Origin of the sequence: Larkinella rosea (genome assembly GCF_003858635.1) — a bacterium.
Lineage (GTDB): Bacteria > Bacteroidota > Bacteroidia > Cytophagales > Spirosomataceae > Larkinella > Larkinella rosea.
This window is the reverse complement of sequence record NZ_RQJO01000007.1, coordinates 19375-45123: the sequence shown is the minus strand read 5'-3', so window position 1 is coordinate 45123 and position 25749 is coordinate 19375. Positions and strand designations below refer to the sequence as shown.

30 protein-coding genes are annotated in these 25749 nt (G+C 43.2%); 18 read left to right on the top strand and 12 right to left on the bottom strand.

Annotated features, from left to right (window positions below):
- The first annotated feature begins 33 nt into the window (after positions 1 to 33).
- Positions 34 to 1314 carry a site-specific integrase gene (locus tag EHT25_RS00465; protein ID WP_124869008.1) on the top strand — a complete coding sequence of 427 codons (1281 nt, stop codon included), beginning with the start codon at positions 34 to 36 and terminating at the stop codon, positions 1312 to 1314.
- 269 nt (positions 1315 to 1583) lie between these two features.
- On the opposite strand, the gene EHT25_RS00460 is transcribed toward EHT25_RS00465, so the two are convergent.
- The 5 genes from EHT25_RS00460 to EHT25_RS33395 form a co-directional block, all read right to left on the bottom strand.
- Positions 1584 to 2690, bottom strand: a complete 1107-nt coding sequence (locus EHT25_RS00460) for a hypothetical protein (protein ID WP_124869004.1) — start codon at positions 2688 to 2690, stop codon at positions 1584 to 1586.
- Positions 2691 to 2831: 141 nt separating this feature from the next.
- Entirely contained in the window at positions 2832 to 3584 is a 753-nt protein-coding gene (locus tag EHT25_RS00455; RefSeq protein ID WP_124869001.1) for a hypothetical protein, read from the bottom strand.
- A 777-nt stretch (positions 3585 to 4361) separates the two neighbouring features.
- Entirely contained in the window at positions 4362 to 4850 is a 489-nt protein-coding gene (locus EHT25_RS00450) for a S24 family peptidase (protein WP_124868997.1), read from the bottom strand.
- 329 nt (positions 4851 to 5179) lie between these two features.
- Positions 5180 to 5332 carry a DUF4386 family protein gene (locus EHT25_RS33400; RefSeq protein ID WP_124868994.1) on the bottom strand — a complete coding sequence of 51 codons (153 nt, stop codon included), beginning with the start codon at positions 5330 to 5332 and terminating at the stop codon, positions 5180 to 5182.
- Positions 5333 to 5490: 158 nt separating this feature from the next.
- Entirely contained in the window at positions 5491 to 5622 is a 132-nt protein-coding gene (locus EHT25_RS33395; protein WP_374756152.1) for a DUF4386 family protein, read from the bottom strand.
- 345 nt (positions 5623 to 5967) lie between these two features.
- On the opposite strand from EHT25_RS33395, the gene EHT25_RS00435 reads away from it, so the two are divergent.
- A complete protein-coding gene (locus tag EHT25_RS00435; RefSeq protein WP_124868991.1) occupies positions 5968 to 7290 on the top strand; it encodes a hypothetical protein in 1323 nt (440 codons plus the stop codon).
- Between the two features lie 392 nt (positions 7291 to 7682).
- Here EHT25_RS00435 and EHT25_RS00430 read toward each other — a convergent pair whose 3' ends face one another.
- Both EHT25_RS00430 and EHT25_RS32545 read right to left on the bottom strand, forming a co-directional pair.
- Positions 7683 to 8126: a hypothetical protein gene (locus EHT25_RS00430; protein ID WP_124868988.1), complete on the bottom strand. Its 444-nt coding sequence runs from the start codon at positions 8124 to 8126 to the stop codon at positions 7683 to 7685.
- 376 nt (positions 8127 to 8502) lie between these two features.
- Positions 8503 to 8640, bottom strand: a complete 138-nt coding sequence (locus tag EHT25_RS32545; RefSeq protein ID WP_185731241.1) for a hypothetical protein — start codon at positions 8638 to 8640, stop codon at positions 8503 to 8505.
- A gap of 269 nt (positions 8641 to 8909) precedes the next feature.
- Between EHT25_RS32545 and EHT25_RS33285 the strand changes: the two genes are divergently transcribed.
- The gene (locus tag EHT25_RS33285; protein ID WP_262707819.1) at positions 8910 to 9008 is read left to right on the top strand and encodes a hypothetical protein; all 99 of its coding nucleotides are present in this window, start codon (positions 8910 to 8912) and stop codon (positions 9006 to 9008) included.
- 184 nt (positions 9009 to 9192) lie between these two features.
- Positions 9193 to 9774, top strand: coding sequence for a hypothetical protein (locus EHT25_RS00420; protein ID WP_124868982.1), 582 nt, complete (start codon positions 9193 to 9195; stop codon positions 9772 to 9774).
- Here EHT25_RS00420 and EHT25_RS00415 read toward each other — a convergent pair.
- The 5 genes from EHT25_RS00415 to EHT25_RS00395 all read right to left on the bottom strand — a co-directional run bounded on the left by EHT25_RS00415 (position 9742) and on the right by EHT25_RS00395 (position 16288).
- Positions 9742 to 11094 carry a PhoPQ-activated protein PqaA family protein gene (locus EHT25_RS00415; RefSeq protein WP_124868979.1) on the bottom strand — a complete coding sequence of 451 codons (1353 nt, stop codon included), beginning with the start codon at positions 11092 to 11094 and terminating at the stop codon, positions 9742 to 9744. The two genes, EHT25_RS00420 and EHT25_RS00415, sit on opposite strands and share 33 nt — an antisense overlap.
- Before the next feature lie 19 nt (positions 11095 to 11113).
- Positions 11114 to 12085, bottom strand: coding sequence for a hypothetical protein (locus EHT25_RS00410; protein WP_124868976.1), 972 nt, complete (start codon positions 12083 to 12085; stop codon positions 11114 to 11116).
- A 380-nt stretch (positions 12086 to 12465) separates the two neighbouring features.
- Complete coding sequence (locus EHT25_RS00405; RefSeq protein WP_124868973.1) at positions 12466 to 14172, bottom strand: coiled-coil domain-containing protein; 1707 nt, start codon at positions 14170 to 14172, stop codon at positions 12466 to 12468.
- 47 nt (positions 14173 to 14219) lie between these two features.
- Positions 14220 to 15317, bottom strand: coding sequence for a dsDNA nuclease domain-containing protein (locus EHT25_RS00400; protein WP_124868970.1), 1098 nt, complete (start codon positions 15315 to 15317; stop codon positions 14220 to 14222).
- A 239-nt stretch (positions 15318 to 15556) separates the two neighbouring features.
- Complete coding sequence (locus EHT25_RS00395; RefSeq protein WP_124868967.1) at positions 15557 to 16288, bottom strand: LexA family transcriptional regulator; 732 nt, start codon at positions 16286 to 16288, stop codon at positions 15557 to 15559.
- Between the two features lie 137 nt (positions 16289 to 16425).
- On the opposite strand from EHT25_RS00395, the gene EHT25_RS00390 reads away from it, so the two are divergent.
- From EHT25_RS00390 to EHT25_RS00325, 14 genes are all read left to right on the top strand, one after another.
- Positions 16426 to 16689, top strand: a complete 264-nt coding sequence (locus EHT25_RS00390; RefSeq protein WP_124868964.1) for a hypothetical protein — start codon at positions 16426 to 16428, stop codon at positions 16687 to 16689.
- Positions 16690 to 16692: 3 nt separating this feature from the next.
- Entirely contained in the window at positions 16693 to 17043 is a 351-nt protein-coding gene (locus tag EHT25_RS00385; protein WP_124868961.1) for a hypothetical protein, read from the top strand.
- A gap of 41 nt (positions 17044 to 17084) precedes the next feature.
- Positions 17085 to 17441, top strand: a complete 357-nt coding sequence (locus tag EHT25_RS00380) for a hypothetical protein (protein ID WP_124868959.1) — start codon at positions 17085 to 17087, stop codon at positions 17439 to 17441.
- 61 nt (positions 17442 to 17502) lie between these two features.
- Positions 17503 to 18084, top strand: coding sequence for a hypothetical protein (locus EHT25_RS00375; protein ID WP_124868956.1), 582 nt, complete (start codon positions 17503 to 17505; stop codon positions 18082 to 18084).
- A 78-nt stretch (positions 18085 to 18162) separates the two neighbouring features.
- Positions 18163 to 19056 carry a DUF4373 domain-containing protein gene (locus EHT25_RS00370; RefSeq protein WP_124868953.1) on the top strand — a complete coding sequence of 298 codons (894 nt, stop codon included), beginning with the start codon at positions 18163 to 18165 and terminating at the stop codon, positions 19054 to 19056.
- Positions 19053 to 19337 carry a hypothetical protein gene (locus EHT25_RS00365; protein ID WP_124868951.1) on the top strand — a complete coding sequence of 95 codons (285 nt, stop codon included), beginning with the start codon at positions 19053 to 19055 and terminating at the stop codon, positions 19335 to 19337. Before EHT25_RS00370 ends, EHT25_RS00365 begins: the two co-directional genes overlap by 4 nt.
- A complete protein-coding gene (locus EHT25_RS00360) occupies positions 19334 to 20755 on the top strand; it encodes a replicative DNA helicase (protein WP_124868948.1) in 1422 nt (473 codons plus the stop codon). Before EHT25_RS00365 ends, EHT25_RS00360 begins: the two co-directional genes overlap by 4 nt.
- A 26-nt stretch (positions 20756 to 20781) precedes the next feature.
- A complete protein-coding gene (locus tag EHT25_RS00355) occupies positions 20782 to 21744 on the top strand; it encodes an antA/AntB antirepressor family protein (RefSeq protein ID WP_124868944.1) in 963 nt (320 codons plus the stop codon).
- An 11-nt stretch (positions 21745 to 21755) separates the two neighbouring features.
- The gene (locus EHT25_RS00350; RefSeq protein WP_124868941.1) at positions 21756 to 21983 is read left to right on the top strand and encodes a hypothetical protein; all 228 of its coding nucleotides are present in this window, start codon (positions 21756 to 21758) and stop codon (positions 21981 to 21983) included.
- A gap of 63 nt (positions 21984 to 22046) precedes the next feature.
- Positions 22047 to 22601: a hypothetical protein gene (locus EHT25_RS00345; RefSeq protein ID WP_124868939.1), complete on the top strand. Its 555-nt coding sequence runs from the start codon at positions 22047 to 22049 to the stop codon at positions 22599 to 22601.
- A 783-nt stretch (positions 22602 to 23384) separates the two neighbouring features.
- Positions 23385 to 23630 carry a hypothetical protein gene (locus EHT25_RS00340; RefSeq protein ID WP_124868937.1) on the top strand — a complete coding sequence of 82 codons (246 nt, stop codon included), beginning with the start codon at positions 23385 to 23387 and terminating at the stop codon, positions 23628 to 23630.
- A gap of 7 nt (positions 23631 to 23637) precedes the next feature.
- Positions 23638 to 24165 carry a terminase gene (locus EHT25_RS00335; RefSeq protein ID WP_124868934.1) on the top strand — a complete coding sequence of 176 codons (528 nt, stop codon included), beginning with the start codon at positions 23638 to 23640 and terminating at the stop codon, positions 24163 to 24165.
- Between the two features lie 41 nt (positions 24166 to 24206).
- The gene (locus EHT25_RS00330; protein ID WP_124868931.1) at positions 24207 to 24926 is read left to right on the top strand and encodes a hypothetical protein; all 720 of its coding nucleotides are present in this window, start codon (positions 24207 to 24209) and stop codon (positions 24924 to 24926) included.
- Positions 24927 to 24955: 29 nt separating this feature from the next.
- Positions 24956 to 25711, top strand: a complete 756-nt coding sequence (locus EHT25_RS00325) for a hypothetical protein (RefSeq protein ID WP_124868928.1) — start codon at positions 24956 to 24958, stop codon at positions 25709 to 25711.
- Positions 25712 to 25749 lie beyond the last annotated feature (38 nt).

Here is a 25749-nt window from a genome sequence, read left to right as displayed (position 1 = left end):
TTGTATTTTCGTTGCAACTATTTTGCAACCAATATGAGCCACGTTTCCCTCAAAATCGTCCTTCACAGCAAACAGCACAAAGATGGAACTCAACCGGTTATGCTTCAGTGTATTGTTTCCCGGCCAGGTGGTACGATCTGGAAACGTCGGGTTCTTCTGAAAGTAGCTCCCAGGTTTTTTGATGCTGAAGTTGGGCGGGTCAAACGCAACCACCCCTTTCATCTGGACCTTAACGAAAAGATTACCGAAGCCCTGCATGATGCTGAGAAAAGACTACTTGATGTCGAGCGGAGAAAATTACCAATCGATCCCGCCTATATTTTAACCGGCAGCGGTGGCGATATGCCTGAGCTAAGTATGTTGCTCGCTCACGGGAAGGTTTATGTTGAAAAGTGTCGTCAGAAAGGACAGATTCATACCGCTGAGAAATACCTCGGGCATTTAAGAAAACTGGCAGCCTTCCTGGGCAATGATCTGGGAAAATGGGAACAGCCTGGTTACAAAGTGAAGGACCTGCTGATGGATGACATCACTGAAAAGTGGGTACTGAACTGGTCCGAGTGGCTTAAAAAGAACGGTACCAAATCGGCGAATACGATGCACCGTCGAATGGCTTTTCTAACAACCCTTTTTAATGATGCCAGAAAGCGCCGGTTGACCACCGCTGATCCAATGCGATTCCTTGAATTTAAAGAGGTTCGCGTTCGTAAACCCAAACTGACGTCCGAACAGATCCGGATTTTAGAAGATTTGGAGCTGGAAGGTCGGGATGCTGATGCCCGTAACACCTTCCTATTACAATTTTATGCGTATGGAAGCCGAATCTCCGATGCCCTGCTTTGGAAGAAAGCGGATCTTCATTTACGCGCCGATGGGCTATATCTGGAGTATGTTTCAATGAAAACCTCAGACCTGATTGCGGTGCGATTATCCGGACGCGCGCGCATTCTGGTTGAATACTATCAGAATTCCGTTGAGGGGTCATTTCTACTGCCCTGGCTTGCCAAATACGTCGACTTACCCAATCTATCGGATCAGGAAAATAAAGAGCGGCTTTTTAAACAGATAGAAAGCAAAACCGAAATAGTCAATAAAGCTTTGAAACGGATTGCTAAAAAGGCTGGACTTGAGCTCAATCTATCTACTCACATTGCCCGTCACAGCTTCGCAAACCTGGCTGATGAGCGTGTGGCTGATAAGCGCAAAATATCAGCTGCGTTAGGGCATAGCAAGTTTGCTACGACTGAAATCTATTTGAAAGAATTACGGCAATCCGATGTCAATGATGCGATGGATGCAGTATTTATGGATTGAAAACTGCCATTTTTCATAGCTGTTACATAGTGAGCTCGATAATGGATTCATCTCACTAAAATAAGGTTTCGACGAATAGAACAATCTGGCTTCTCTCAACATCACTATCGTTTGAATATGTAATAGACTCGACGTGTTAGCCAAAGTGGTGATTAATACAAAATTTTCTGAGCAACAATTTATCAGCCAAGGTTGTGCGTTTCATACATAAACTCCACTTAGGGACTGAATGGAGTTTATGTATGACGATCAATTTTCTAAGATTGATGTTAAGGGCACTTTAAAAGAACTTTCCGATCATTTCCTATTCCTCCATTGACATAGTAGCCCATCGTGGGAGTATCCTCGTGGAGAGTTCCTGTCCAAGTCTGCCATTGGGGTAATTCGTATCCAAATACCTCCGTACTAGAGTTCAGAAGATAGCGATAGTCAATACTGTCCCAGGTGTTGCTATACATATAATTCACAGAGGCACTGAAAGGCACCCCTCCGTTGGTGACCGGGGAAGTAAAGTCAAATTGATACCGGGTATCCAAGGTATTACCAGTCGAATACCTGACCCAACTTCCCAACCAATTTTTCTTGTAGGGGAGCCCTACCGTATAGATGACTTGTTGTACATACCAAACATCCCCAGGTGAATAACCTGTTCCCTCCAGTAGCTCAAGTTCCCACTTAAAGGTCGTTTCACAAGTGCCTTTTCGATCCGAACTGGCATTTTCATGATAAAATCTTGAGCAGGATGCCATCGGCCTTCCATTCGGATTACTATTACCACTTAGTGAAACCTTTTTAACATATTTATTCGTGTTGGCTTGTAAAGCCTTATTTATATCGCCATCGAAGACGATAATTTCCTCATCCTTCGTGAAGCGGTACAAAACTTTACCAATATAGACCATGCCCTGCCGGTTTAATACACTGGCATGCTGTAAATTAAAGTTTGGTTTAACCATTTCATTTTCCAGTTGGTAGAGGTCCTGATAATCGCGCAACAACTTTACAAACTCATCCTGGTTTTTTGCCTGTTCAAAAAGTGCATTAGCACGGTTATCTACATCCAGAAGCGAGGTAAAACCAATCTGGCGCGAAAAAATAACTCGCTGCTCAGTTGATAACTTTTCCAAATAATCTTCAGTGGAATGATAACTATTCACGTCCTTGAAGTGAAGAATACCATTTCGCACTTCGTAATCCCCCTTCACTGTCAAATCTTTCAGTTGATCACTCTGCTTAATGCCAATACGATCGCCTTTTGCTTTGATGGAAACCTGGTTCTCTGGTTGTTTGACAGCAGTTTCAATTGAGTTTTGACAACCATTGGTAGCAATCAGTAAAACCGCAAAACTAAAAATGCAATAGATAATTTTTTTCATAACAGTAAGAGTTTAAGTAATAAATAAAATAGGATAAAAGGAAAAGAGAATACTATCTTGTTATGTCATTTTTGGGAAAGTGAGTCACTTAGAGAAATGAAAATATCTAAAATGAATTACTAAGGTTTCTTGTTATTTTAACTAGGGCATAGCGTATTTGCGCCAATAACCCACGCCAAACTTTACATTTATCAATGGAGGCATGGCTAATGTCCAATCACCCTTACTATAGGCTAATGCACCAACAGGAATTAATACATTGATATCCAGGTAATACTTATTGAGAATCCGGTGTTGAGTCCCGAGTTGTACAACCGCATAGTCCAGCCATATAAACTGATCTCCAACACTACCACTGTTAGTGATTGTACTCTCAAGTTTTTTTCTTTTGTACCGCTGCAAATCCGATAGGCTTCCTTCGGGTGAATAGATTAGGTTGGAGTAGAGAACATTGTAGGTCTGAATAGCTACATACGGGCTAAAAAAGCTATGCCGATCAGGACGCTGTTTTTCACGGTGGGTTAGTGAGAAATAATAACGCAAGGCAATTGGTACTTCTAAACTAAAATACTTGGCACCTCGTCCGTCCAATGTTAGACCGAAATTCGTTTCCAACCCACCGACGACGGTTAGCCCACCGACTATTTTTTGTTCGACAACAGCTTCGAGGCCAAGCATGGCATAATAGCCTGTAAAACTGCTCTGCCTAAGTAAAGGGAGAGTCGACCCTATCTTTAAGAAGGTATTGGCCTTAGGTAAAGGAGTCGGAAGAGATTGAAATGTACTAGAATCGGTCAGCGTCTGGTTCGTTTGGTAGTAGGCGGGTTGCGCAAACGTCATTTGTACGAATCCACCCACACTAACTAGGCAGTAAGCAAAAATGAACCTGAACATGGTTGGTTAGTATTTATACTGCCAGCATTCGATTATATGTTAATATAACTATGAAGAAAAAAATTAATAGAACCTACTGGATTTTATGTTTTTTTTATCTGTTTAAAATGGTGCCCTTACTGGCCCAATCGTCGAAGCCTTACTGGCTCATTCGGGCGGGCTATTTACATTCCAATGCTACACTGAAACGAGAACCTATTCAGGCGGCCGTTTACTTGACCGAGATTCGGCCACTGCCTAGTTATTATGTAGGCACCGCTTACAGCCGGCCATTGAATGCAATGTTGGAAATACGTTTCGAAATTAATTATCAGCGAAAGGGAATACGAATAGCGAAATCAATCAATACCTATAATTATTTGGGCCTAACGCCGACCATTGGTGTTAAGCCCACGAATCATCTAAGTTTCTATGTCGGACCAGAATTGAATTCATTGCTGGCCAGACGGTCGGCCTGGCCAAATTCAATTCCACTGGAGTGGTGTGTTTCGGGGCGCTTGAGTTATCGGTTTAAGCGAATGGAAATTAACGTTGGTTCTTCCCGAGCCTTAACGGCTCATAATGAAACAGGACCCCTACCGATAACCGGGACCCGGTTTAAATTTATTAATTATAACTGGCAGGTAGGTTTGATATATAATTTTAGGGGATTAAATAAAAGCAGATAACATTAGAAGTAGCTGCATGCAATCAAATCAATTATAGAGCGGCTTGATTCTATCTTGTACGTCGATTGAATTGGTAATCGTTGATTAATTGAGAAAAGCACGATTTAGGTTAAGGTACTGACACATTACTTCCTATCGCGTTCCAGACTTCTGAAATATCACCCAGAAAAGCGACCTTCGGAGCTAGCTGATCATTGTCGGTGTATAGAAGCCGTGTTCCATTTGTGCTAAGTGTATTCTCCCGGATCCGGCGCATCATCAGTTGATCATTGAAAATCAGAATATACATTCCCTCGTTGATGGATTCCAGTTCCTCCTTTCCGATAAAGTAGCCTAATATTTTATCGCCTTGTTTAATGCTGGGCTTCATCGAATCGTCGATTGCTTCATAAACAATATGCTTGTGGGTAATTTTCACTTGATTTTTACTGCCTAAGAAATATGGGTACGAATATTCAATGACACCAAACCCGTTTTCGATGAATGCGGGCACAATCTCCTTGCTGACAAATGGGATTTCGGCAATGTGCTCGGGTTGAAGTTGACCAATCAAGATGGCATTAGATAGTCTGGGTGATTTGTTTTCCTGAGGGTCCATTCTTGCTGTTGTTTACTGGTCAATGGCGGTACTAAATTTATTGTTTTTTAACTGATAATCATGCACTTCCGGCTAAACTTTGGCTCAATTTTCGGATATTTCGGCTAGGTATCGAGCTCGTCAGAGACCTAATATTGGGATGATTAGAGGTATTATTTTAAGACGGTCACAGCAGCGTCTTTATTATAAAATTACATCGGATTCGGAATCCTTGTGCCCCTGATTAGAAGCCAAAACACAAATACCACTTCGAATGAACCGGTAATCGGGATGAGGGTAGAATTGATGGTAAAGCCAGGAAATAGAAAAGGTCTAACATTGTCGATCAGTTAGCCTGAACCGGCAATGATCAGTAAGGCTCCCATCAGTTTGGGAATGTAGCCCGAGCGAAAAACCAGATACCCCAGCAGCCCCAGGTAAATTCCAAAAATGATAAAAGTGAAAGACCAGCCACTTCGAAAGGCCCTATGCGAAAATATCACCTGAGTTTACAATTGACTCTCACCAACTTCAGCAAGGAAGTCAGATGTCGTCAATAACCTGAGAACGGTAATTAGATTCAACAGTATTGTCAAGTTAACTGCCGTATAGACGACTCGAATCCAGGCAGTCAATAACGAGAGTTGCGCATGCACGGATTTTAGGAAATATAGAGTGCCCAGGCGGCCACAATATCACACAGAAAAGTGATCAGATAGCAAAAGATGCCAGTCCTGAAAAGGGTTTGATTTGCTATGATGTTTTGGACGGTTTCGGCAGGTTTACCGAGAATAACCAGCTTTTGTTAGACTGCAAACTCAGCAAAGGGAATCGCAATGACCATAACTAGCACGGCAAGTCCGGCGATTAAGGCAACCTTTTGGATAGGAATTTGGACCGGTGGATTCATGATGTAATGTAGTAAGGAACCCGGAAAGAACAATTAACAACTTTTCGCCCGTCAATTTTCAAGTAGACCTGTTAAGATGAGCATCGTTTGAAAAAGTCATGATTGCCACATGGCCTGTAAATGACGCTTAACCATGCAGTTTAGACATTCCACCGAACTCATAATAGCGTAGAAATGGCCTACTCCTCATTTTTGAGCCGTAAACAACTACGACTAAACTTTAAAACAATGAAACCAAGTTACTACCTACTGGTTGGTTGGGCTCTAATGAGTGGCCTTGTCGGCTGTAAACAAGGTCAGAACGAAATTGACCCTACTCCAACAGGCCGCCCGACCGAAGTTGGGCAGCCACAGGGCCAGTCTATCAGTAAAACCATTGGGCCGGAAGGCGGTACGCTTGCTTCAGTCGATGGCAAAGTAAAGCTAACGCTACCCGCCGGAGCACTTAGCAAGGCTACCTCCATTACCATCCAGCCGATTACGAACCACGCCCCAAACGGGGTGGGCTTGGCCTATCGTTTTTCGCCCGATGGCACGCAATTTGCCAAACGGGCAACACTAAGCTTCCAATATGAGAAAGCCGACATATCAGTTAACGATCCGGATGTGTTTGGGGTGGCATTCCAAGGTAGCGATAAGAGTTGGTCAGGGGTCTCGGGTGTTAGCGTCGACACTGTGGCCCGGCAGATTACGGTATCCATGGCGCACTTCAGCGACTGGTCCCCATTCGAAATGGCCCGGCTGAAATGGATTGACCTGGAAGGTGGTCCGGTAAAAGACTCCTATGTGGAATTGGGGGCCTCGACGAATCTGGAAGTGTCGAACCCCGTTACGGTAGTCCCGTTGCCTGAAACTCCCGGTCAGGGTAACGGAAATAATGAATCACTCATCATTGATGTGGTCAAATGGTCAGTAGTGGGTGGAGATGCAAACGGGACGATTCGATCCACTGGTACGGAACTAGGTCAGGGTATTGATCTCTACAAGGCAGCCTATACGGCACCTCGCACTTATCCCCCCAGCGATCCCATAACAGTGGTGGCGGAAGTTACCTTCAAAAACAGTACAAAAAAACTGTATTTATTGAAGCGCATCCTGATCGGCAAAGATTACTTTACCGGCACCTTTGGCGGAGAGCCCTTTAACTGGGGCACCCTTTCCTACATGCGCACTAACAATGTTATCCATATCGCTGGTTGGAACGAATCGCCCTCGCAGTCACTAAACATATTGTTAAATGATGTAAGCCTGATTAAACCTCATGGGAAGTATGCCTACGGCAAGAAAGCCACGACGGGTGCCTGGGCAGAATTCTCCCATAGCTATGGCGGTTTCGATGGTTGGGTGTCGGCCCAGTATGATTGCAAAGCACTAGTACCTTGGGTCTCAAACGGAGAGGTGACCATTCTTCAGGTCGAAGAGGTTAACGGGGCGGAATACATCCGGGGTCGACTAACCGGAACGTTTTACAATTTGGGCGGTTACTGCCCAGGGGCACAGTTGCGTAACAAATCTATTGAGGGTAAATTCCGAATCAGGATAAATCAATAACTGAATCTTCTAATTAATGTCTTGAGCTAACTTAAAGCTTGGCTGGCTCAAGACATTAATTAGAAAACAGCGCAAATTGGCATATCACTCTATTTCCTAAAACCCAACACACCTTTTTGTTTACCAATGTTTCAAAATTCAAGTGTCACGACATTCAGTTCTGAAAATGAGATCGATAGACATCCACACTATTGCTGTAATGAATAAAAAATAGATTTATATCCCATATTTCGATTACCCTGCATCTAAGGATTTAGGCCTAACCAGGAACTTGATTGTTGTTAGCATGTGATCGTTCGGTAAGTGTCCGCACAAGCTAAACCTTCAAATTACGTTACCATAAAACAGCTGAGTGGAGAATCCAAACCGGTTATGAACAAAAGAGTTAAAAGTTACTTGATAGCCGTAATTGTAAATTTTACCTGCTCTTCATCAATACCTTCAATTTTTACAGTGTTGCCTTTTACCATCCCTACATGTTCACCGTCATAGTGTAAGGCAAAGGTGCCGCTACTAGTTTCCATCAGTTCCACATCATCGACCGTGACAACCATAAAGTCTGAGCCATCACTTTTTACCCGGATTTTGACATCGAGGCTAACCGTTGTTTCCGTTTGACGAGTTATGGTAATCGTTCCTTTCAGATTGGTATGGTCGGCAGACACCGTTTTGGTGCTATAGGCTAATTCGGAATACGTATACAAACCAGCGGTTTGAGTGGCCAGATCAGGAGCCGGAGCCGGATCGGTATCATTTTTACAAGCTGTAAACGAATAGGCCACGAATAGTATGAGCCAAACAGCGCGGAAAGTCGAAAAAGGTATTTTAATGTTCATGAGTACGTTGTTATAATTAAAAATTAAATTGATTCTTTCATCATCTGCTGATCCAATTGAGGTATGCAGCCTGTAAGTCTTTTAATCCTAGTCGGTAATGCGCAACCAAAGTTTAGGAATGCCACCTTTGGTCGCCATCCGGAGACTCAACTTAGATGTTGACTTGGATTAATCAGTGAAAGTTTTACAAATGAATCCACATAATGAAACTTGTGATCATTTCGCCAAAAGCATTTGCCGATTCTTTGAGGATCCATGATTTATGATGTCTATGACCAATAAAACATAAAATCGAACGATTGAGCAGCCAATCCGGATCTAGATTGGCTGCTTTTGGCTTTTATTCCTAGGCGCGTGGCGGGCTATCAAGTGATTACTAGGGTTCAAGATGGCAATGGAACATTACCGGCTTTTTAGCCTTGAAGGGCGTCGCTCCCCCCATAATTTGCTGTGCTTTGTCTTTAGAAATTGAAACACATTTGTCGAATTTGGGTGTGATTTTTTGCTTTTTCATACGATACTAGTTTAAATGATGTGAGAATAAGTTGTTGGGAGTGCTAGGCATCCCGCTTTGGCATTTTTTTGTATTGCCGATGCAAAATTGGCAGGATCTGATCGTAAGCTGAAATGATACCTTGCAATTGGCGGAAACCCGTTGGTAACTGGTGAAAATGGGCATGCCGCTGGTTCCCAGACCTTGGAATCTCCCAAATTTTTAGAGTAGTTTTTTCTGCCAAGGTTGCCCTTTTTATAAATTAAACAAGATTTTTTTTTTGGAAACAGATCATGCAAGGACAACTGGAGAAAGAAATCCGGGCCAGCTGGGAGCCGAGCTTGACCACTTTCAAGAAACTGAAGGAAAAATATCTACTTTATCGCTAACTTGAGATGTGACTACTATATAAGGTAAAATCAGATTACACTTTAGATCATCGGGCTGTAGGATAGGCAAAGTTTATAAATTATAAATAGTTGCTCACAACGTCCTGGTATTGACTGATTCTAACCATGTATTGATTAGCGCTCGGGTCTGCTCGTCGATTCCCGTATTTTTGGCCGAAAGACCATGCAGATTCTTCGTTATTTAATTCTCCCACTGGCGGCTTTGAGCTTCGCCAACCCGACCCTAATTGCTCAGGTTCCCGACCACCCTTCCTACCTGGATCAGAAAAAGCCAATACCTAAAAGCACCCGATTTACACACCTCCTACCGGCAAAAGTCGCGGATTTCGCTCGTATCAGTTTCAAAGAGCCCCAACCCGGCCTCGATGGAGAAGCGTTGTACAAATCAGGGGAACAGGAAATTTTTATGCTATTCAGTCTGGCAGAAAACCGGGAAGACGTCGACGAAATCCGCCGTACGATACGGGCTGAAGTGCAAAAGGAAAAGCTCAGTCAGCCGCAGCAATCGCGGGTGAGCACTGACCTTGGGTATATTCGGCTAATTGGAAAAACCATTGCTTTTTACGCCTGGAACCGGGGGCAGTACTGTTTTTCGGCCGATAGCAAGGGGGCGATAAGTCCGCTCTGGACCGTTTTATGCAAGCATTCCTCTATTGATTTGTCTGATTCCGCTTACCCGGCCCCGATGTTTGTTATGAATCGGAAGGTTAAACTACTTTCCAGTTGGTATATAGGGAATCGTTGACAGCCAAAACCGCCTAGAAGAATATTCAAACTCCACTTCGGCAATGATGGCCTGATGCCCCGAGGCAGGCTTTTCTAAGTCAAATTGATATTGTTGCCGGATTGGAATCTCTTTTTGGCCAGTGGCGGAAGTTAGTAGTGTAACTGGTTTCATTTCCCAGTTGGCGTTTCGAAAATCGCGCGTTGACGAATGAGCAATCCAAACGCGAGCCGATACTGCGGAGTCTTTTGTAGTAACAATCAATCGATACCCCTGAGGGGTTGAATCGAGTTTGCTTTCTACGATCGGCATGGGCTTTCCATGGGCAACACGCTCAATGAAGGCATGCGCCGACGGATAAAGCCGGGCATCGTGATTGGCTCCGACATGCCCTGTGTTGGATAAAGATAGCACCGACTTACTACCTGATAAACCGGGCCAATAAAGATTCAGCGCGTCTACGGGCGTATAGTCATCATTCGTTCCGACAATGACCAGCTTAGGCATTGTTAATTGCTGACGATAATTGTAAGCATCGACGATCTGCAAGAGCTGTTGACCAGCCGGAGTTATGATTTGTTCTATGACGCGTTTAGCTGCCAAAGCTGATTGATCCAACGCCCCATAGGTGGCAAAATAATGCGGAATTTGGGCCGCTGAGTTCAAGGTATTGAACCCCTGAGCAATGAGACCGGCTACACGTTGGTCAACAGCGGCTGTTAGCCAGGCGGTATGCCCGCGTTTGGAATGGCCGGCCACAATAAACCGATTGAGCAATGGCAGGTGATGTTGTTGGCTGGCTGTCTGCAACACATCCATAGCCCGAACTGTTGCTTTTACCATAGGTAACAGCAATGGCCAGGTCGTATCTTTAGTCGAAAGGAACTGTTCAAACGTATAATTGAGCAGTTCTTCCTCCTCTTTACCATCAAATAAGGGTTGATTCGGAATATCGCATAGGATAGCACAGGGAACACCGGTAGCTTGGGCAAGTTGTTGAAGGCCGGCTTGAGCCTGATTGGCATCGAAGTCCATCTGTAAGGTGAGAAATCCTGTTTGGGAAGAAGTCGAAGCAGGAAAGAAGATGTATAACTGATGTTTCCAGGGGATGGTCCGCCAGGTTTGAGATTGCAGGGAAAGTGCAATGAAGGTGCCCTGAGGAGAATTGACCCGCAGTGTCAAATTCCAGGTAAAAGTCGAATCGGAGGCGTTGACGAATTGGGGTAAGATTTCCTTAGCAGACTGATTACTAGCGGGTGTACCAGACTTTTTCGTTAGTTGAGGGAAAGCATGGAAATAGCTGAGGACCAACACGAAAAAACCAATGTAGCGAATTTTCATTTAGGTAATTTATATCTCATTATTCAGCTTTTACTTGTTCAAAAAGCTCTTCTTCCCTAATTTCTTCAACTTTTATTTTGCCCTGTTTACTAGCTGTTCGGTCAGAGTTGAGGTTGATAAATAAGATAAAATAGGTTTTGTCATTAAACATTACTCTATTTGGAAATGCTTCATTTGCATTAGGCTCGGCATTTACAATTTTAATCTCAATATTATCTAGATTGAACACGACTAGATATCCGACATCCTTATTATAATCATTTGCGTACTTAACTATCTGTCCAAAACCATCAATAACGCGGTTTTTACGATATGCCTTAGCAGTATCATATACTTTAATCTCAAGTACTAATGGATCGTTAGTATCCAAATTGCCAATAATATCGGCTCGACCTGATGATGATTTAGGGGTTGAAAAAGGATAGTCAACTCCCTGATCGAATAAAAACAAACGCAAATCGTCTTCAAAAATTTCCTCGTAACTCTTCGTTGCTGTTTGGTATTTCGTTACTAGGTTCTGGCGAGTGAACCACTCTGTTCGAGCTTTATACTTCTCTAACAGATACAATGTAAAATTAACCTCCTCTAAGCTGTCCTGTAGGTATTTAATAATCGGTTCAATTTCGGTTTCTAAAAAACGTCTTAGTTTTTCATCAAAAGAATTACTGTAACCGAGCAGATTATAATGATGATGACTGCTGGCGAACCAGTGATTAAGCCTTTGATATAATACAGCAGCTAACCTAGCCTCATTTGTCGTTTGATAAGGTTCTTCATCAAGTTTTACACCACTTTTTATCATTTTATCTAAGTCGTTGACACCAATATGGTGCTCGGTGACTGCATTTGCCAGAATACTTTTAAGAAGGGCTGTCTCTTCAAGTCTTTTACGAAAAAACGATAGATTACTACCAAAATTCTCATAATTAGACTTATATAGCCGGTTACGCCATTCTTGTAAGTTACTTCTCAATCGGTGGGTGTAATACATAGGTTATTTAAAATTCTTGATAGTGTCTAATAAATCGTTCCAAGTATGTTCGGCACTACGAATTTCCGTGTAGACAGATGCAATTGTATCCTGCAATTTGATCTTTACCTTACAATTATGACATATGGTCGTCTCCTCCAGCATAACACTGATAATTTGTACCCCATTTGTATAGTTACATTTGGGACAGTTGAGAGCAAGCCAATATTTGTCAACAATCATAATTAAATCAAAGTTAAATTTTAATCTAGGAATAAGCCATATACGTTATAATCAAAAAAAAATTCAAAAAAATTATAGATTATAAAGAACTTATTAATATTACCTTAATTATTATAGGTACTTAATGTAGGCAAATATCATAAAAAAATATTTTTTTATTAAAAGAGACGAAGCCACGTACTTTCCAAATAGGGAGACATTTCTTTATTTATATCTTCATACTCGTCTTTTTGAAGTAAACTATATTTTTCTTTAAGTTCTATTATCTTCCCGTTAAAATCCATGTCATATAATTCTGCCACTCCCAAAATCATTTGTGAATTATCAGGCTGCATCTTACTGATGAATTTCAAAATCTCATCAATATGCTCAACATCTTGATCTTGTTGATTTGGAGAATCAATAATAATAGGGCAAAATGTGGAAGTCGAGTACTTTGCCATAACGTAAAAAAAAGTGAAGTAGTATGCAATTAAAGCCCGAGGCCGAGAACTACCTGTTTCGGCATTTTCAATTACATTGTTTAAAGTTTTATAAGACTCTTCACCAATTGAATGAACATCTAATTGCCTTAAAAATTTACTTAACGTGCTTCTGTAATAATAAACTATTTCTTCTTTTCGATCCTTACCTTCTAATGCCTTTAAAATGCCAGAAAGCTCTTTATGCTTAGTAGCATTTTCAAATAATTCTTCGTTTAAACTGTTAATCCGATTTATAAATACCGATTTCAGCTCATTCTTTCCAAAATTATCAATTACATCTTTAAACTTCAATTCTCCTTTTTTTTGCTCCAAAATGGTTTCAATGACTTTAGTTTGCGCAGAAGTATTAATAAATGCAAGATTTTCTTCTTCAATTTTTTTATTAATAGTATATTGATCTTTAGTCAATTCTATCATTAATTCTCTGCATCTTTCCGCATCATCTGCAATTGCAAATCTTTCAGCAAATGAATTTTCGTATTGAGCACCACAAGTTGGGCAATCTACATGGAAAGGCAAGTCATGGGATATAAAATCTAAATCTTTTTTTGATTCGTTTAAAGCTTGTTTTACTATTTCTAACTGTGATTCTACGCTTGCTTTAACTGTATATAAATCTCGCAACGTATATTTCAAGTCTTCCTCAGTTTTTTTTAGCACTTCGCATTCAACTAATAAATCTTTTATCTCATCTTTAAAAATTTCAATATTAATATTAAAACTAAGTTGAAGAAAATCCTTTTGCATTTGCTTAATAATACTTTCAGTAACTTTCCTTTCTTTTTCTAACTCATTTATTCTATTTACGTAACCTTCTAATTCTTTTTTCGTTTGATAGTATTCATTCGGCCTAGTACCAGAATGATATAAGACAAGTTCTGACCTGTATTCTTTTATATATTGTAAACGATTAAAAGAATACCAACTTTTTGTCCAACTATTATCTTGGTCTATATAAAATGGCAAGAATAAGAATGTAGGAGGTGGAATTACAAATTCATTGATATTATTTTGTAATAGCGGTTTAAAATTAAATAGTTCGGAAAAATAAGGAGCTAGCTCTCTTGCGACAGAATTAAAAGTTGCTATCAGACTTCCATTATTGCCATCGAATACGGAATATCTATTTCCATCTCTTAATATCTCATATTTAATCCCATTGATATTAAACCTAATAAGCACTATTACTAATGCTTTTTTAAAGTTTGGATGCAGTATTGGTTCTGCCCCAAATGCCCAGTATATACTTTTAATCAAAGATGATTTACCCGTGTGATTCTTCCCCAATATTATTGTCCTTCTCAAGTCGAATATTACTCTTTTGGCTTTCTTTTCCTTTTGAGAAAGTAATAGCATTTCCGATATGAAGAAACTTTGCATTGTTGCGGTTTGATCTAAGGTTCCTGATTAATCTTCTAAAGTCTCCGTTATTCATTATTTAAATATTTTAATACCATTGCTTTAATTAATCCAGGATCAAAATGTTTATAAGGTAAATCTTGATAATACATATTGTAAATATGCTCTGACAAGTCAAAATAATTTAATTTTTCAGTGGAACCATTATTGAGATTATAAATTTTTTTGACACACTCCTTAACAAATTCAATTACTTTTGAAAATGGAATATCACTTTGCGAATACAAACTTTGTATATAAAGTTCACGAAAATTTACTTTTATCTTTTTGATGCTAGCATAACCTATATTACAGCTCAGAAGTTTATTTTCTATTTCATTCCATTCTAGGTCAAAATTCTTATAAGGGCAAGCAGCAATAAGTAATTTAGTAAAATAGCCTTTAGATATACCCTTTTTATTAATTGCTGACTTCAAATCTTTTATTTCGTAATCGCTTAACACACAATCGGTCTTAATCCTTATTTCATTTAATATTTTATCATAAGTTAAATTAATATTTGGAAAATTTCCTGGATTTATCAAGTTAAGTAATTCACATAACGCACCTTTGCAATGTCCTTTACTATCTACTAAGCTTAACTTGGAAACTTTAAAAAAAGTATTTTTCTCAAATTCAGGATTGAAATGCAAGCTCAACTCTTCTTTGATTTTTAAATTAATTTTATTTATATCGTTTTTATTTATATCGATTGCATTTATTTCAAATTTTGACTCAGATTCATCGCCATTTTCTAACTTTATATTGTATCTAGCATTACTTATAAAATACATACTTTCTAAATAATCACCAAAAAGTACTTTATTAGAATATAATTTGCTTAAAAATGACTGCTTTTTATCTGATTTAATAAGTGAGGAGGTGGTCCAAGAACCTTTACTTTTAGATTTTATTTGAAAAAACTGAATCCTTGTAGGTGCAATATCAGAATCAAGTATCGCTAAGTCATCATGGAAATCAAATAGAAACACAAAATTATCCATTGAATTATAGTATTCTACCATTGTAAATAGCGAAACATCTTTTTGATAAAAATATCTTTCATCTACACGCGAACCAGATACTTCCCTAGGCTTAATTGAAATCAATGCATGTTCTAAATTCATATTTTTTTACTCTTATATAATCTAAGAAACATTATAATTAAGAAATTCACTTTTCAATATTCAAATTAAACTTGACTTTATCTAAATTGAACACATCAAGTCTTAATCACTAAATCAGAATCACAGTTTCTACTTAACTTTGACTCTACAATAAACATACAAAAAGTTTGGATCGTAGTTAAAAGAGATTTTACTTACTTCGTATTCGGTAAAATAAGCAGACATGCTTAGGTTTAAATTTACATCTGCTCTTGATTAACAATCACCTTTACCAAATACAATCTGACGATTTTATCAATAGGCACCTCTATGTCGTCATGCTCTGGATTGTGGCTTCGAAGGATTACCAATGTTTTGTCCGTTGGATGTTTGCGGACGTATTTGACGAGCTTTTGCTCAGTAGTAATAACCAAGTGAACCTCTCCGAAAGCAATAATGCTTTTATCATAAATCTCCCGGCAGGCAATGATGGCGCCGGGTTTAATCTTATTATACATACTGTCACCGGATACCCGGCAACTGAATTGGCAGTCTTTTACACCTGGTAGGATCAAATAGCTATCTGGGAGTTCGGGCCCATCGGTGAAAGACTCAACATCTCCGGCGAATACATCCACATTGTAAAAGGGTATCCCCTCTTGACTGACATCGTATAAGGTCAGTGAATTATTTTTTGAAGCTGGGTTTTTCTTTTTATTTTTTTCTTCAGTTGCATTTTCCTTAACTCCAGTTGGGACCTCCAAAAGAAAATTTTCTACATTCTCACCGTACCTTAAAACTTCAAAAGGGATATTTAGCACTTGGCTAATTTTAGCTAAGCTTCTATCGGTAAGAGAGATTGTCCCATTAAGCATTTTGGACAAACTCTGTTCAGACATACCTACCATTCTTGCCAAATCCCGGTTAGTAATATCCCTAGCTATTACAATTTTCTTGACGGCTTCTCTCGGTTCCAACTGAAAATCAATCATTTATAAAATGTTAAACAAAAATTGCAAAGATATATCAATAAAAACTTGACAATATTAGACAATTTAGGCTAACTTTGACCAACAATATTTAGTAAACGGCGACACAACGCCGACTTAACGATAAACATACGAAAAGCATGGAATTAAGCAAAGATGAACTGGTTGTAATTCGTCAAAGGCTGGACGCAACCGATGGCGGTATCAAGAAAGCCGCCGAACTGGGTGGGGTATCCGAGCCCTTCGCCCACAATGTTCTAAAGGGGAAAGACTGCGATAAAAAGAAAATTGACGCCTTTCTGGATGGGCTGGCTAAACTGGAAGAGGAAGAATCAATGCTTACAAAACTGATCAAGCGCAAGATTAAACGTCCAGTCAAGTCTCAGCATTCTTTAACTGTGTAAGCTATGAACAGCATTGCAGTTATACCCGCCGAAGCCGTGGAGCAATGGCTTCAGGATTTTAAAGACACCGCCAAACGGCTGATCGAATCGGAGCGTGAATTACTGGCTTTGAAGGAAGATAAACTGGTCACCTGGGAATGGGTCTGCTGGTACTTCGATGTCGACAAAAAGACGGCCCGGCTCATGCTTATGGAGGAGAACATTGTCGCCTACGGCCGAAAGGTCAAACGCTTTAAAAAATCGGATATCATCCGGTTTGCAGAGCGGCACAGCCTGAAGGTAAAAAACTCTATGGAGGCTCCACCTGCACGTGAATTTCGCGCCAAAACACCCAGAAGTCATCCAGCTTCTTAGCTTCTGAAAATGACTTTTTACAACCTTATACCCTTCTTTTCATGACAACTCTATTTCAAATTCCAACAAATCATCCACTGCAAATGCCCGACACCGAAGCTGCTTTTTTTACGGTTCGTGCCAAAAACATGCTTCCGACTCTTAAGCCGGGATGGAAAGTAAGAGCCCATGAGGTACCACCGGCGCAGTGGCCGACCATCAACAACACTGTGATTTGCGTAGAAACAAATGAAGGATTTTCGCCGATCATCATGCGGCTGAAGGAGAACCAACTGCTTGAAACAGCACTGCTTCATCTCCACCCTGACAATAGAAACCATTACAAGTGGAACGTGCCCCTGCATGCCATTCGTCGAATCTGGCAGGTGACCCATATTGTCGACGGCCTCATCGTGTAAACCGGGGATTTCATCATCCAGACTACGCAACAAAAACTTTACCTTTCAAACTAAGCAAAACATGAATACTGCCATTTCCTTTCGCATGCCCGCTTCGATGCCATTCGATGCCTCCCTCAAAACGTCCAATTCCAAATCCGATTTGCAACGGCCAGCCAATTCAGTAATCAACCCGCTATCGATTACTGGAGGTCATTGCCGGTCCTCTTTTGAGGCTTCCCTGATTTTTATGGCCGCTGGTAAATGCTATCCACCCACCAGCCGCTACTATGTATACGTCGCCTATTTAAAGAACTTCAAGGTAGTGGAAGTGCAGCGGTTGATGCAGCAAAGGGGGTACAACCATATCATCGCACTGGGTTCGGTGATCAAACGAGCGAAGGTGCTGGGCGTTACGGATGTGATTCTGTGTACATCCACCTGGTCGACCAACGAACAGCCCTTTGCCGAAGAGCAGATCGATGAAGTAGTCAATCAGTACGAAACCCTGCGGGAGCTGTTTGGCCTGAATCTGATTGACAACATCCGGCTTTCACCGACCTGTTTTTACTCCTACTATGCGGATTGTGAGCGCCCCTATCGGGTACCGCAGAAGGACCGCCCCTACGGCTCCATTGATCGGCATTACACCCTGTCATTTTAACGGCCAGTGGATTATCTACTTCGGACGACGGAGCTCCTACCCGTTGGATTTTACAACCTCGATCAAAAAACGTAACGTATGGCGCGTCCCGCTAAAATCGGCCTGGAGTACTTCCCGCTCGACTGCCAAATGGATGATAAAGTAGAGATGCTGGAAGCAGTCCACGATTTGATTGGATTTGCTCTTTACATCAAGCTGCTACAGGAAATCTACCAGACTCAGGATGGCGAATTGGACATGTCGTTAGTTTTCCGCTGGAAAACCCTCGGAAAAAAGTATGGAATACCCGAGGAAAACCTACGGACAATGATTGGAACCATGCTGGAAATCGGATTATTCGATAAAAGCACCTTCGAGCAACGGCAGGTATTGACCTCAAATGGTATTAAAAGCAGGCTTACAGAGGTAGCTAACAGACGCAAAAAAGACCGTATACGCAAAGCAGAAGGCGATTCTGAGTTTTCCGGCGGAAAACCCCCGGAAAAGTACACAAAAGGAAAAGGAAAAGATATATCTAACGATATATCTAAAAAGGAAAAGGAAAGTAATAATTCTTCTGCCGCAGTTGCGGCTTTGCCTTCAAAATCAACTTCAAAAAATGCAGAAGGCAAAAATGACGATGAAGAATCAGGCGAAAAAACGTATACGCTGACTCATCAAATCAAACTGGTCATCGAAGAGAAGTTTCCGGATTACTACTGGGATGCCAAAGATGGCGCCCACGCTAAAAAGCTAGGGGTAAAACTTCGCGCTGCCGTTAAAAAACGATTCAACCGTGATCCGACCGATGGCGAATGCATCGATGCCTTGAAACGATTGCTCACCGAGTCGACCAGACTGCCGCCCTTCTACCAGTTTCGGGACATGGCCAACTTCAATGAGAAGTTCAACCAGATCATCACCCAGATCAAAAGTGCCGTATCACCGTCCAATGGCACACAAATCAAACGCTCTAAACTGGAAATTACATGAATACCGCTGCAAAGAACGCCCGGATACCGGAGCACTCGAAAAAGCTTCCCAATGGCGCTTATTCCCACAATATCCCCATCCCACCCGATCTGAAAGGCCGCGAAGTCTGGGATTACCTGGCCGAGTTGATCAAATCTAAAAAGACTCTTCGGACGTCAACGCATCTGAGAACGATTTTCCGTGAAGCAATCAACGCCGACGAGTTGGAAGAGGAAAAGCTCACATTCGAACTATCCGGTATCGTTTTTCCAACCTATCCGCTTAACCATCCCCAGTCATGAAAGCAAAATCCTTTGATGTATTGCCCCATGATGTGTCGATCGAACGGGCGGTGGTTGCATCCCTGTTTGCGTCTCCCAGGCTGCTCAACGACTACTGGCCTGTTCTGCTCCAGGGCGACGTTTTTACCCATGAGGGCTATAAACTCATGGCCCAAACCATTCACGCCCTTTTTGAGAATGGGCAGCAAGTCCGTATAGGAACCGTGCTCAAATCGCTCAAGCAATCCGGTAATTTTAAAAAACTGGCGGCATACAACCTCCAACTGGACGGGCTGGACATAGAGGGTCAAATCATCGAAAGTGGACGGGATTGTTTGTATCTGCGGGATTTGTGGATTCGTCGCCAGGCTATTCTGGGGACACAGCAGATTCAGACTGCTGCCTACGCGGGTGGCGAATTAGCCGATGCGCTATCAACCCAGGTCAATCGGCTGGCCGATGTGATTTCAACCGGCCTGACCATCGGCAAGGAAAAAACCATCAGCCACTTTATTGGCAAATCCCTGAAGCGAATTGAAAATGCCATGAATAAACCCAATGGCATTTCCGGGGTAGATACCGGACTTCGAAAACTGAATAGCCATTTTGGCGGCTGGCAAAATGGCATCATTCTGATTGCCGGAAGGCCGGGCATGGGCAAAACCATTGTGGGGGTATTTACCGCGATGGCTGCCGCCCGGTCGGGTAAGCCCGTCGCCTATTTTAGTCTGGAGGTCGATGCCGATGAGTTGATCATTCGGGCGTTTGCCGATGCCTTGTTTATTCCCTACGAGGACATTCTCCAGGGCAAGATCACCCGACAACAGTTTCAGCAGATCCATCAGTTTGCGGGTGAAATGGAGAAGCTGCCCATCTACTTCTACGATGATGAGCCGCGGGATATTGAGGACATCCGCAACCTGTTAATCGATTGGCACCGTCGCCATCAAATTGAGCTGGCCATCATCGACTACGTGCAACTGGTGGAAGACCGCACCCAAAAAGGCGAATACGAAGTGGCCAGTCAGGTCAGCAAAAAGCTGAAGAAACTCCAGCGCCGGATCAAAATCCCCATCATCGAACTCTCGCAGCTCAACCGGGAAAACGAAAAGAAGGAGGACAAGCGGCCCCAGATATCGGGCCTTCGCTCGACGGGCCAATTGGAACAGGATGCCTCCGTTGTCATACTTCTCTACCGGCCTGACTACTATGAACTGCAAAAAGCCGAAGAGCTGGGCGTCGAGGTTAAACTGGATCAATCGCTGGAGATGATTGTGTGCAAGAACCGCAACGGCCGGGTGGGTACAGCCTATGTTTATGTCGATGCCGCTACGAACTCACTGGTTGACAACCGGGAACAACTGCGGCTTTATCCCACCAATCAGCCCGACGGCACGTTGGTTTATGCGCCCCTTCCCGAAGGATCAGTCGGTTTTTAACTCCACCCCTTAAACGATCATTCATCATGACCACTTCTGAATCGAATCAAACGAACCCACCGATTTCGTGGCCCGACTACGTGCTGTTTCATGGTCAAAAAGCCGTTATTTCTGCCCGTCGGCTGTATGCCTCCTTTCAAAACAAAAACGACCGCTATTTTCCCGACTGGTTCAATCACCGGGTCGACAAATTTGATCTGGTCCATGACCGGCACTTCTCACTCAAAAAGCTTTTCAGAGGCCGGGTTGACTATGTGCTGACGGTGGAAACCGCTCAACATTTGGCCGCATACGAACGGGATCCGGAAGGTATTTATCGCCAACAGTTGGCTGCGGTAGCCGAAAGGTTGCAAAAAGAAGGCATGACCACCGACTTTGGCGACCAGTTGAATGAGGTACCGGTGAATCTGGAAGGCTTGAAAGATGCCCACGGCCGTAGCCTGGAACTTTTCCCGCCAACGGAGACGACCTCTTCCAACGAAATTAGCCGTAAGCGACCGATTGCCGAGCTGCCTGATTCTGATTTAACACCTGCGCAAGTGATTTTGCAGGCGGCTAAACTCCTGGTCGAACACGAACAACAAATCAACGCATTACAGGCTCAAATGAGTCAAATGGTCTCCATTCAGCAGCAAAGTGCGGTGCAGTTCATGGGCATGAACAAATCGGTTAATCCACCACCACAGCAGACAGTCCGCAGCCGGATCCGCGAGCTGGTCAATGATTACTGCCATATCAACCGGTTGCAGCAGGATCAGGTGTACCCCCAGATCTATCACAAACTGCTGTACATCTATAACATCAATGTCAAGGCTTACAAGCGGACTAATTCGGAAACGTACCTGGATGTAGCCGAACGACATGGGTTTCTGGATAAGGTGTTATCGGTGGTTACTCACCATTTTAAACCAACTCCCAATCCGCCCGGTGGTGGCCCTTTAGCCCCCGGAGAGGTAGAAACCGATGATGACGACGACCAGCCTTTTTAATCCTGACTTTGATGAGCGAAATGATTGAATTACTGGAAAATGAGATCGTGCGGGTTTCGGGCCTGATCCCCCAGGTCACCCGGGCACAGGGAAAGAAAGCCGCCTTGTTTCTCAAACACGATATGCAACGGGCCCGGAAAGCGATCGATGAAGCCAATCCGAAGCTTGCCCTGGCTTCACTGGAACGACTTCAGTGGTACGAATCCGAAGCCGAAGCCGATCCGGTGCGTGACGTATAAAGTCCATCGGTAATTGAATGAACCCGTACAATACTGTCAAAGATCAAATGAAAGGAAGCTGTTATGCGATACATCATCAAAAAGGGAACCCCAGTATTTGAGAAACTGTGGGCGATCCAACATCAAATTCAGGCAGCTCACGCCGAAGCTCGAAAACTGGCCATCGAACTGAAGGCTGACCCAACCTATTTGCTCCTGAGCACGGGCTATGCTGCCGGTATGGTGGAAGGCCTGCACTTTGCCAAACGCCCCGGCGATTGGAAGCTTTGCCACAAAGAAGGGACTGTCCAGTTGTATTATCCAAAAGATATGTTCCGTAATTTCTATCAGCGAGTAAGGCTACGTCAACTTCCTTCGGTCGAGCGGATGGCCATCGATCAACTCATCGGTTATCAACATCAACAGGATAACCCGGTTCGTTGGCAACCCTTCGTTGGCTTCAGTTGGAATGATGATTTCATCCTGGTACGTATTCCGGATAAGGCAATCTATACGCCAATCAACGGTGTTAAATCAATCGGTCAAGCGGCCTATGATGCCCTTTATGTGATCAATAACACGACCATTCCGGTACATCGGTGGGGTAAAAACGATCGGATTCTGATCAAAAATGAGTAAAAAGTTGACATTTGTTTACATCACATGGCGTTTTCGGAGCCCCTAAAAAGGAACTCTCCGGGTTTACGAAAAAAGAGACAGGAGCAAAAACCTCAGAAAACCTCAGGTCAGATTGGTTCTCCACCTGCAAAGCTGTTAAGATTTGTTAAGGTCAGATGAATGTGCGCTCTACAAAAACCTAACAAAACCTAACATCACCTTCATTTTCCCGATACCAGAAACGTAACAAAACGTAACATCAGAACTGATTTAGCTGAAGGAAGCAGTATTCAAAAACTTGACAAAACTTGACATCACGCTGCTTTTCGTCGGCTTCAAAGGTTGAGCCATATTGCCACCATCTGCCCGATTCAATCCGCAGCTACAGAGCGATGGGCTTTATCGGACAAACAGCCAACTTGACTGACCGAAACGCGTTGCTAAAAAGGGCATTTGCAGCCAAATGAAGAGTTTTCCCAGTCCATACGCGCGCGCGTAGTAAAGCCTGAAATAAACAGACCGAATTAATGAGCATGTTACGTTTTGTCCGTTCATAAAAACGCGCACGGGAATCTGTGTACGTACCTGTCAACAGCCATGGCGACCAAATGCGAAATAACCTGCCCATTTGTTGACAATTATTTCCAGTTTGGAGACATTTTTGCGTACTTGTACATGTATTTGTCAACATTGAATGCGAACAAATACGAACCACCGTAAAAACGACTGTATGAAATCTATTTCAAGCTCTTTCCGGCTGCGGCCAGTTGATAACGACTCCTTTCATGATCAGCCGCCGCAGCATTGAATCCGCCCACGACGGGTTTATCGGTTGGTGGCACTCGAAAACGCTATGTGATTGATGACCCTCAACTGTATCTGTTGCTTTCCGAGTATGAACGGATCATCAACCACCTGCAAGTGATGCCCTTTATCCACGAGCAGGATCCCCCCGAACGGCGCCGACTTCGCAAGGAGAATGCCGCTCTGATTCTGGAAGGACAGGAGCGGCTCCGGCAGGCAAAAGCTTTTTATCACATCAAAATCTAACCAGACTATGCCCGCTCCCGGGGGAAATACCTATGCTCGAAATAACCAGGGCGGTCGGCCGTCGAAGTATCAGGAAACGTATGCGCAACTAGCCTACCATTACTGCCTGCTAGGGGCTACCGACAAGGAGTTGGCCCATTTTTTTGACGTAGGGGTTTCCACGATTTATTACTGGAGACGTCGCTATACGGGCTTTTCAGATGCGGTTAAACAGGGTAAAATGGTGGCTGACGCGAAAGTTGCCCGGGCTCTATTTCAAAGAGCAATCGGTTACGAGCATCCGGAAACCCGGTTTTTTGTGGTATCGATCGGTGATTATCAACAGGAAATCGTAAAACGGGAGACCATCAAATCCTATCCACCCGATGTAACAGCCCTGAAGTTCTGGCTGACGAACCGGCAGCCTCAGCTATGGCGGGATAGACCCGCCGTCGATTTGACCGGGAACGGAACCCGGTTTATTCGTCGGGATGAGCTAACCGGTGCTATTATCATTGACATACGGGAAGAGAAAGCAGAATATTCGATGAGATAAACCTGTCCTCAACTCATTTTTCACTTTTTATTCAACCCATCATGGATCACTATTTTCGAAATGCCCTGGAAGAAGGGCTGATTAAATCCGCTACGCTGCCGGGTGGCCAGTCGTTTTTTATCGATAATATCCAGTATTACGAAGTCACTGAGGCCGGCATGAACCTGTTCAAAAACCGGTTTCATGCGTTTACCGATACGCTGCGCCTGCATGATTCGCTGAAAGTGAATGATGAAATGCTGACGACCTCATTAGCCATTATGCGGGATCAGCTGCGCACGGCGATGGCGCAGATCAATCGGGATCCGGTTCAGGTAATGGACAACCTGGCCAGTGCGCTCAATACCCTGGAACGGTTGCAGCAACGCCGGGAATTTGCCCTCGACGTGGCGGAAGTCTTCGATATCGTCAGTGTGTTTTACCTATCCGAAGAAGAGGACCCCCGAATCGTCGATCCGGTAATCAACCGGCGCAAGATCAATCACTGGATTCAACATACCGAGCTGTATCCCCAGTTTTTAAGACTCCAGATCGATCGGTTTGTGCCTCTTAACGAATTAACGGATCCGCAGAATCTGGGAAAGCTGCAATCGATGAATGATGATGAGCTGATCGATTTAAGCATCATTCAGAAAAAGGCGGTGCCCTTTGAGTTATCCGACGAAACCAGGGCCCTGATTGGTGACCGCATGTCCAATCTAAAGCATTACCAGCAACTAATCGATGACATGAAGTCGGGTCGGTATCCATCCCATTCGTAATGAATAGTCCACTTGTGTAATCAACAAAAATGATCAAAGCCTTTAAAGAAGCACTGGAAAACGGGCAAATCCAGCCCGTCGTTTGGCCGGACGGTAAACCCTTCGTCATCGATGGCGTCACCTATTACCAGGCCAATAACAGCGGCATTGATATGGCGATGGGCCGCTTCCACAGTCTGGGCGATCTGCTGCGGAAACACGATAGTCTGAAGCTGTCCGATGAGATGCTGACCACCGCAATCGTTGCGATGAAGGATCAAATCCGGACTGCCATGGCCCGGCTGAGTGAGGAGCCCGAGGAAGCGGAAGATACCATTCGGTTTGCCCTGACCACGATTGAACGCATGCAGCAACGCCGGGAATTCGGCATGGATATCGCCCAGGTGTATGAGCTGGCAGCCATCTGGTTTTTCTCTGAGCAGGAAGACCCGGCCGTCGTCGATTCGGAGTTGAATCGGCAGAAGATTGCCGCCTGGATGCAGCATCCGATGCTTTATGCTTTTTTTTTGAGCAGGCCACTCAGTCATTTCGTACCCTCTCAGCGGCTTGCCAGCGAAGATACCCTGAGCTTTATCAACAAGCTGAACCTACAGGAGCTATTGGACTGGAAGATCACCCTGCTCAAGTCACCGCAATTTGGTCTGACGCCCGCTACGATACGCATTATCGAATTGCGGGTGGAGACCCTGCTCGCCTGGACTGGTTTGATCGATGTACTGTTGAGAAGTACCACAGCTACATCGCCGGATGGGTCAGAGATGAGCGCCGAAAAGCCACCGAAATAGAGCAGGCCCTGGCCAAACAGAACCGGCAACAGTCCAGC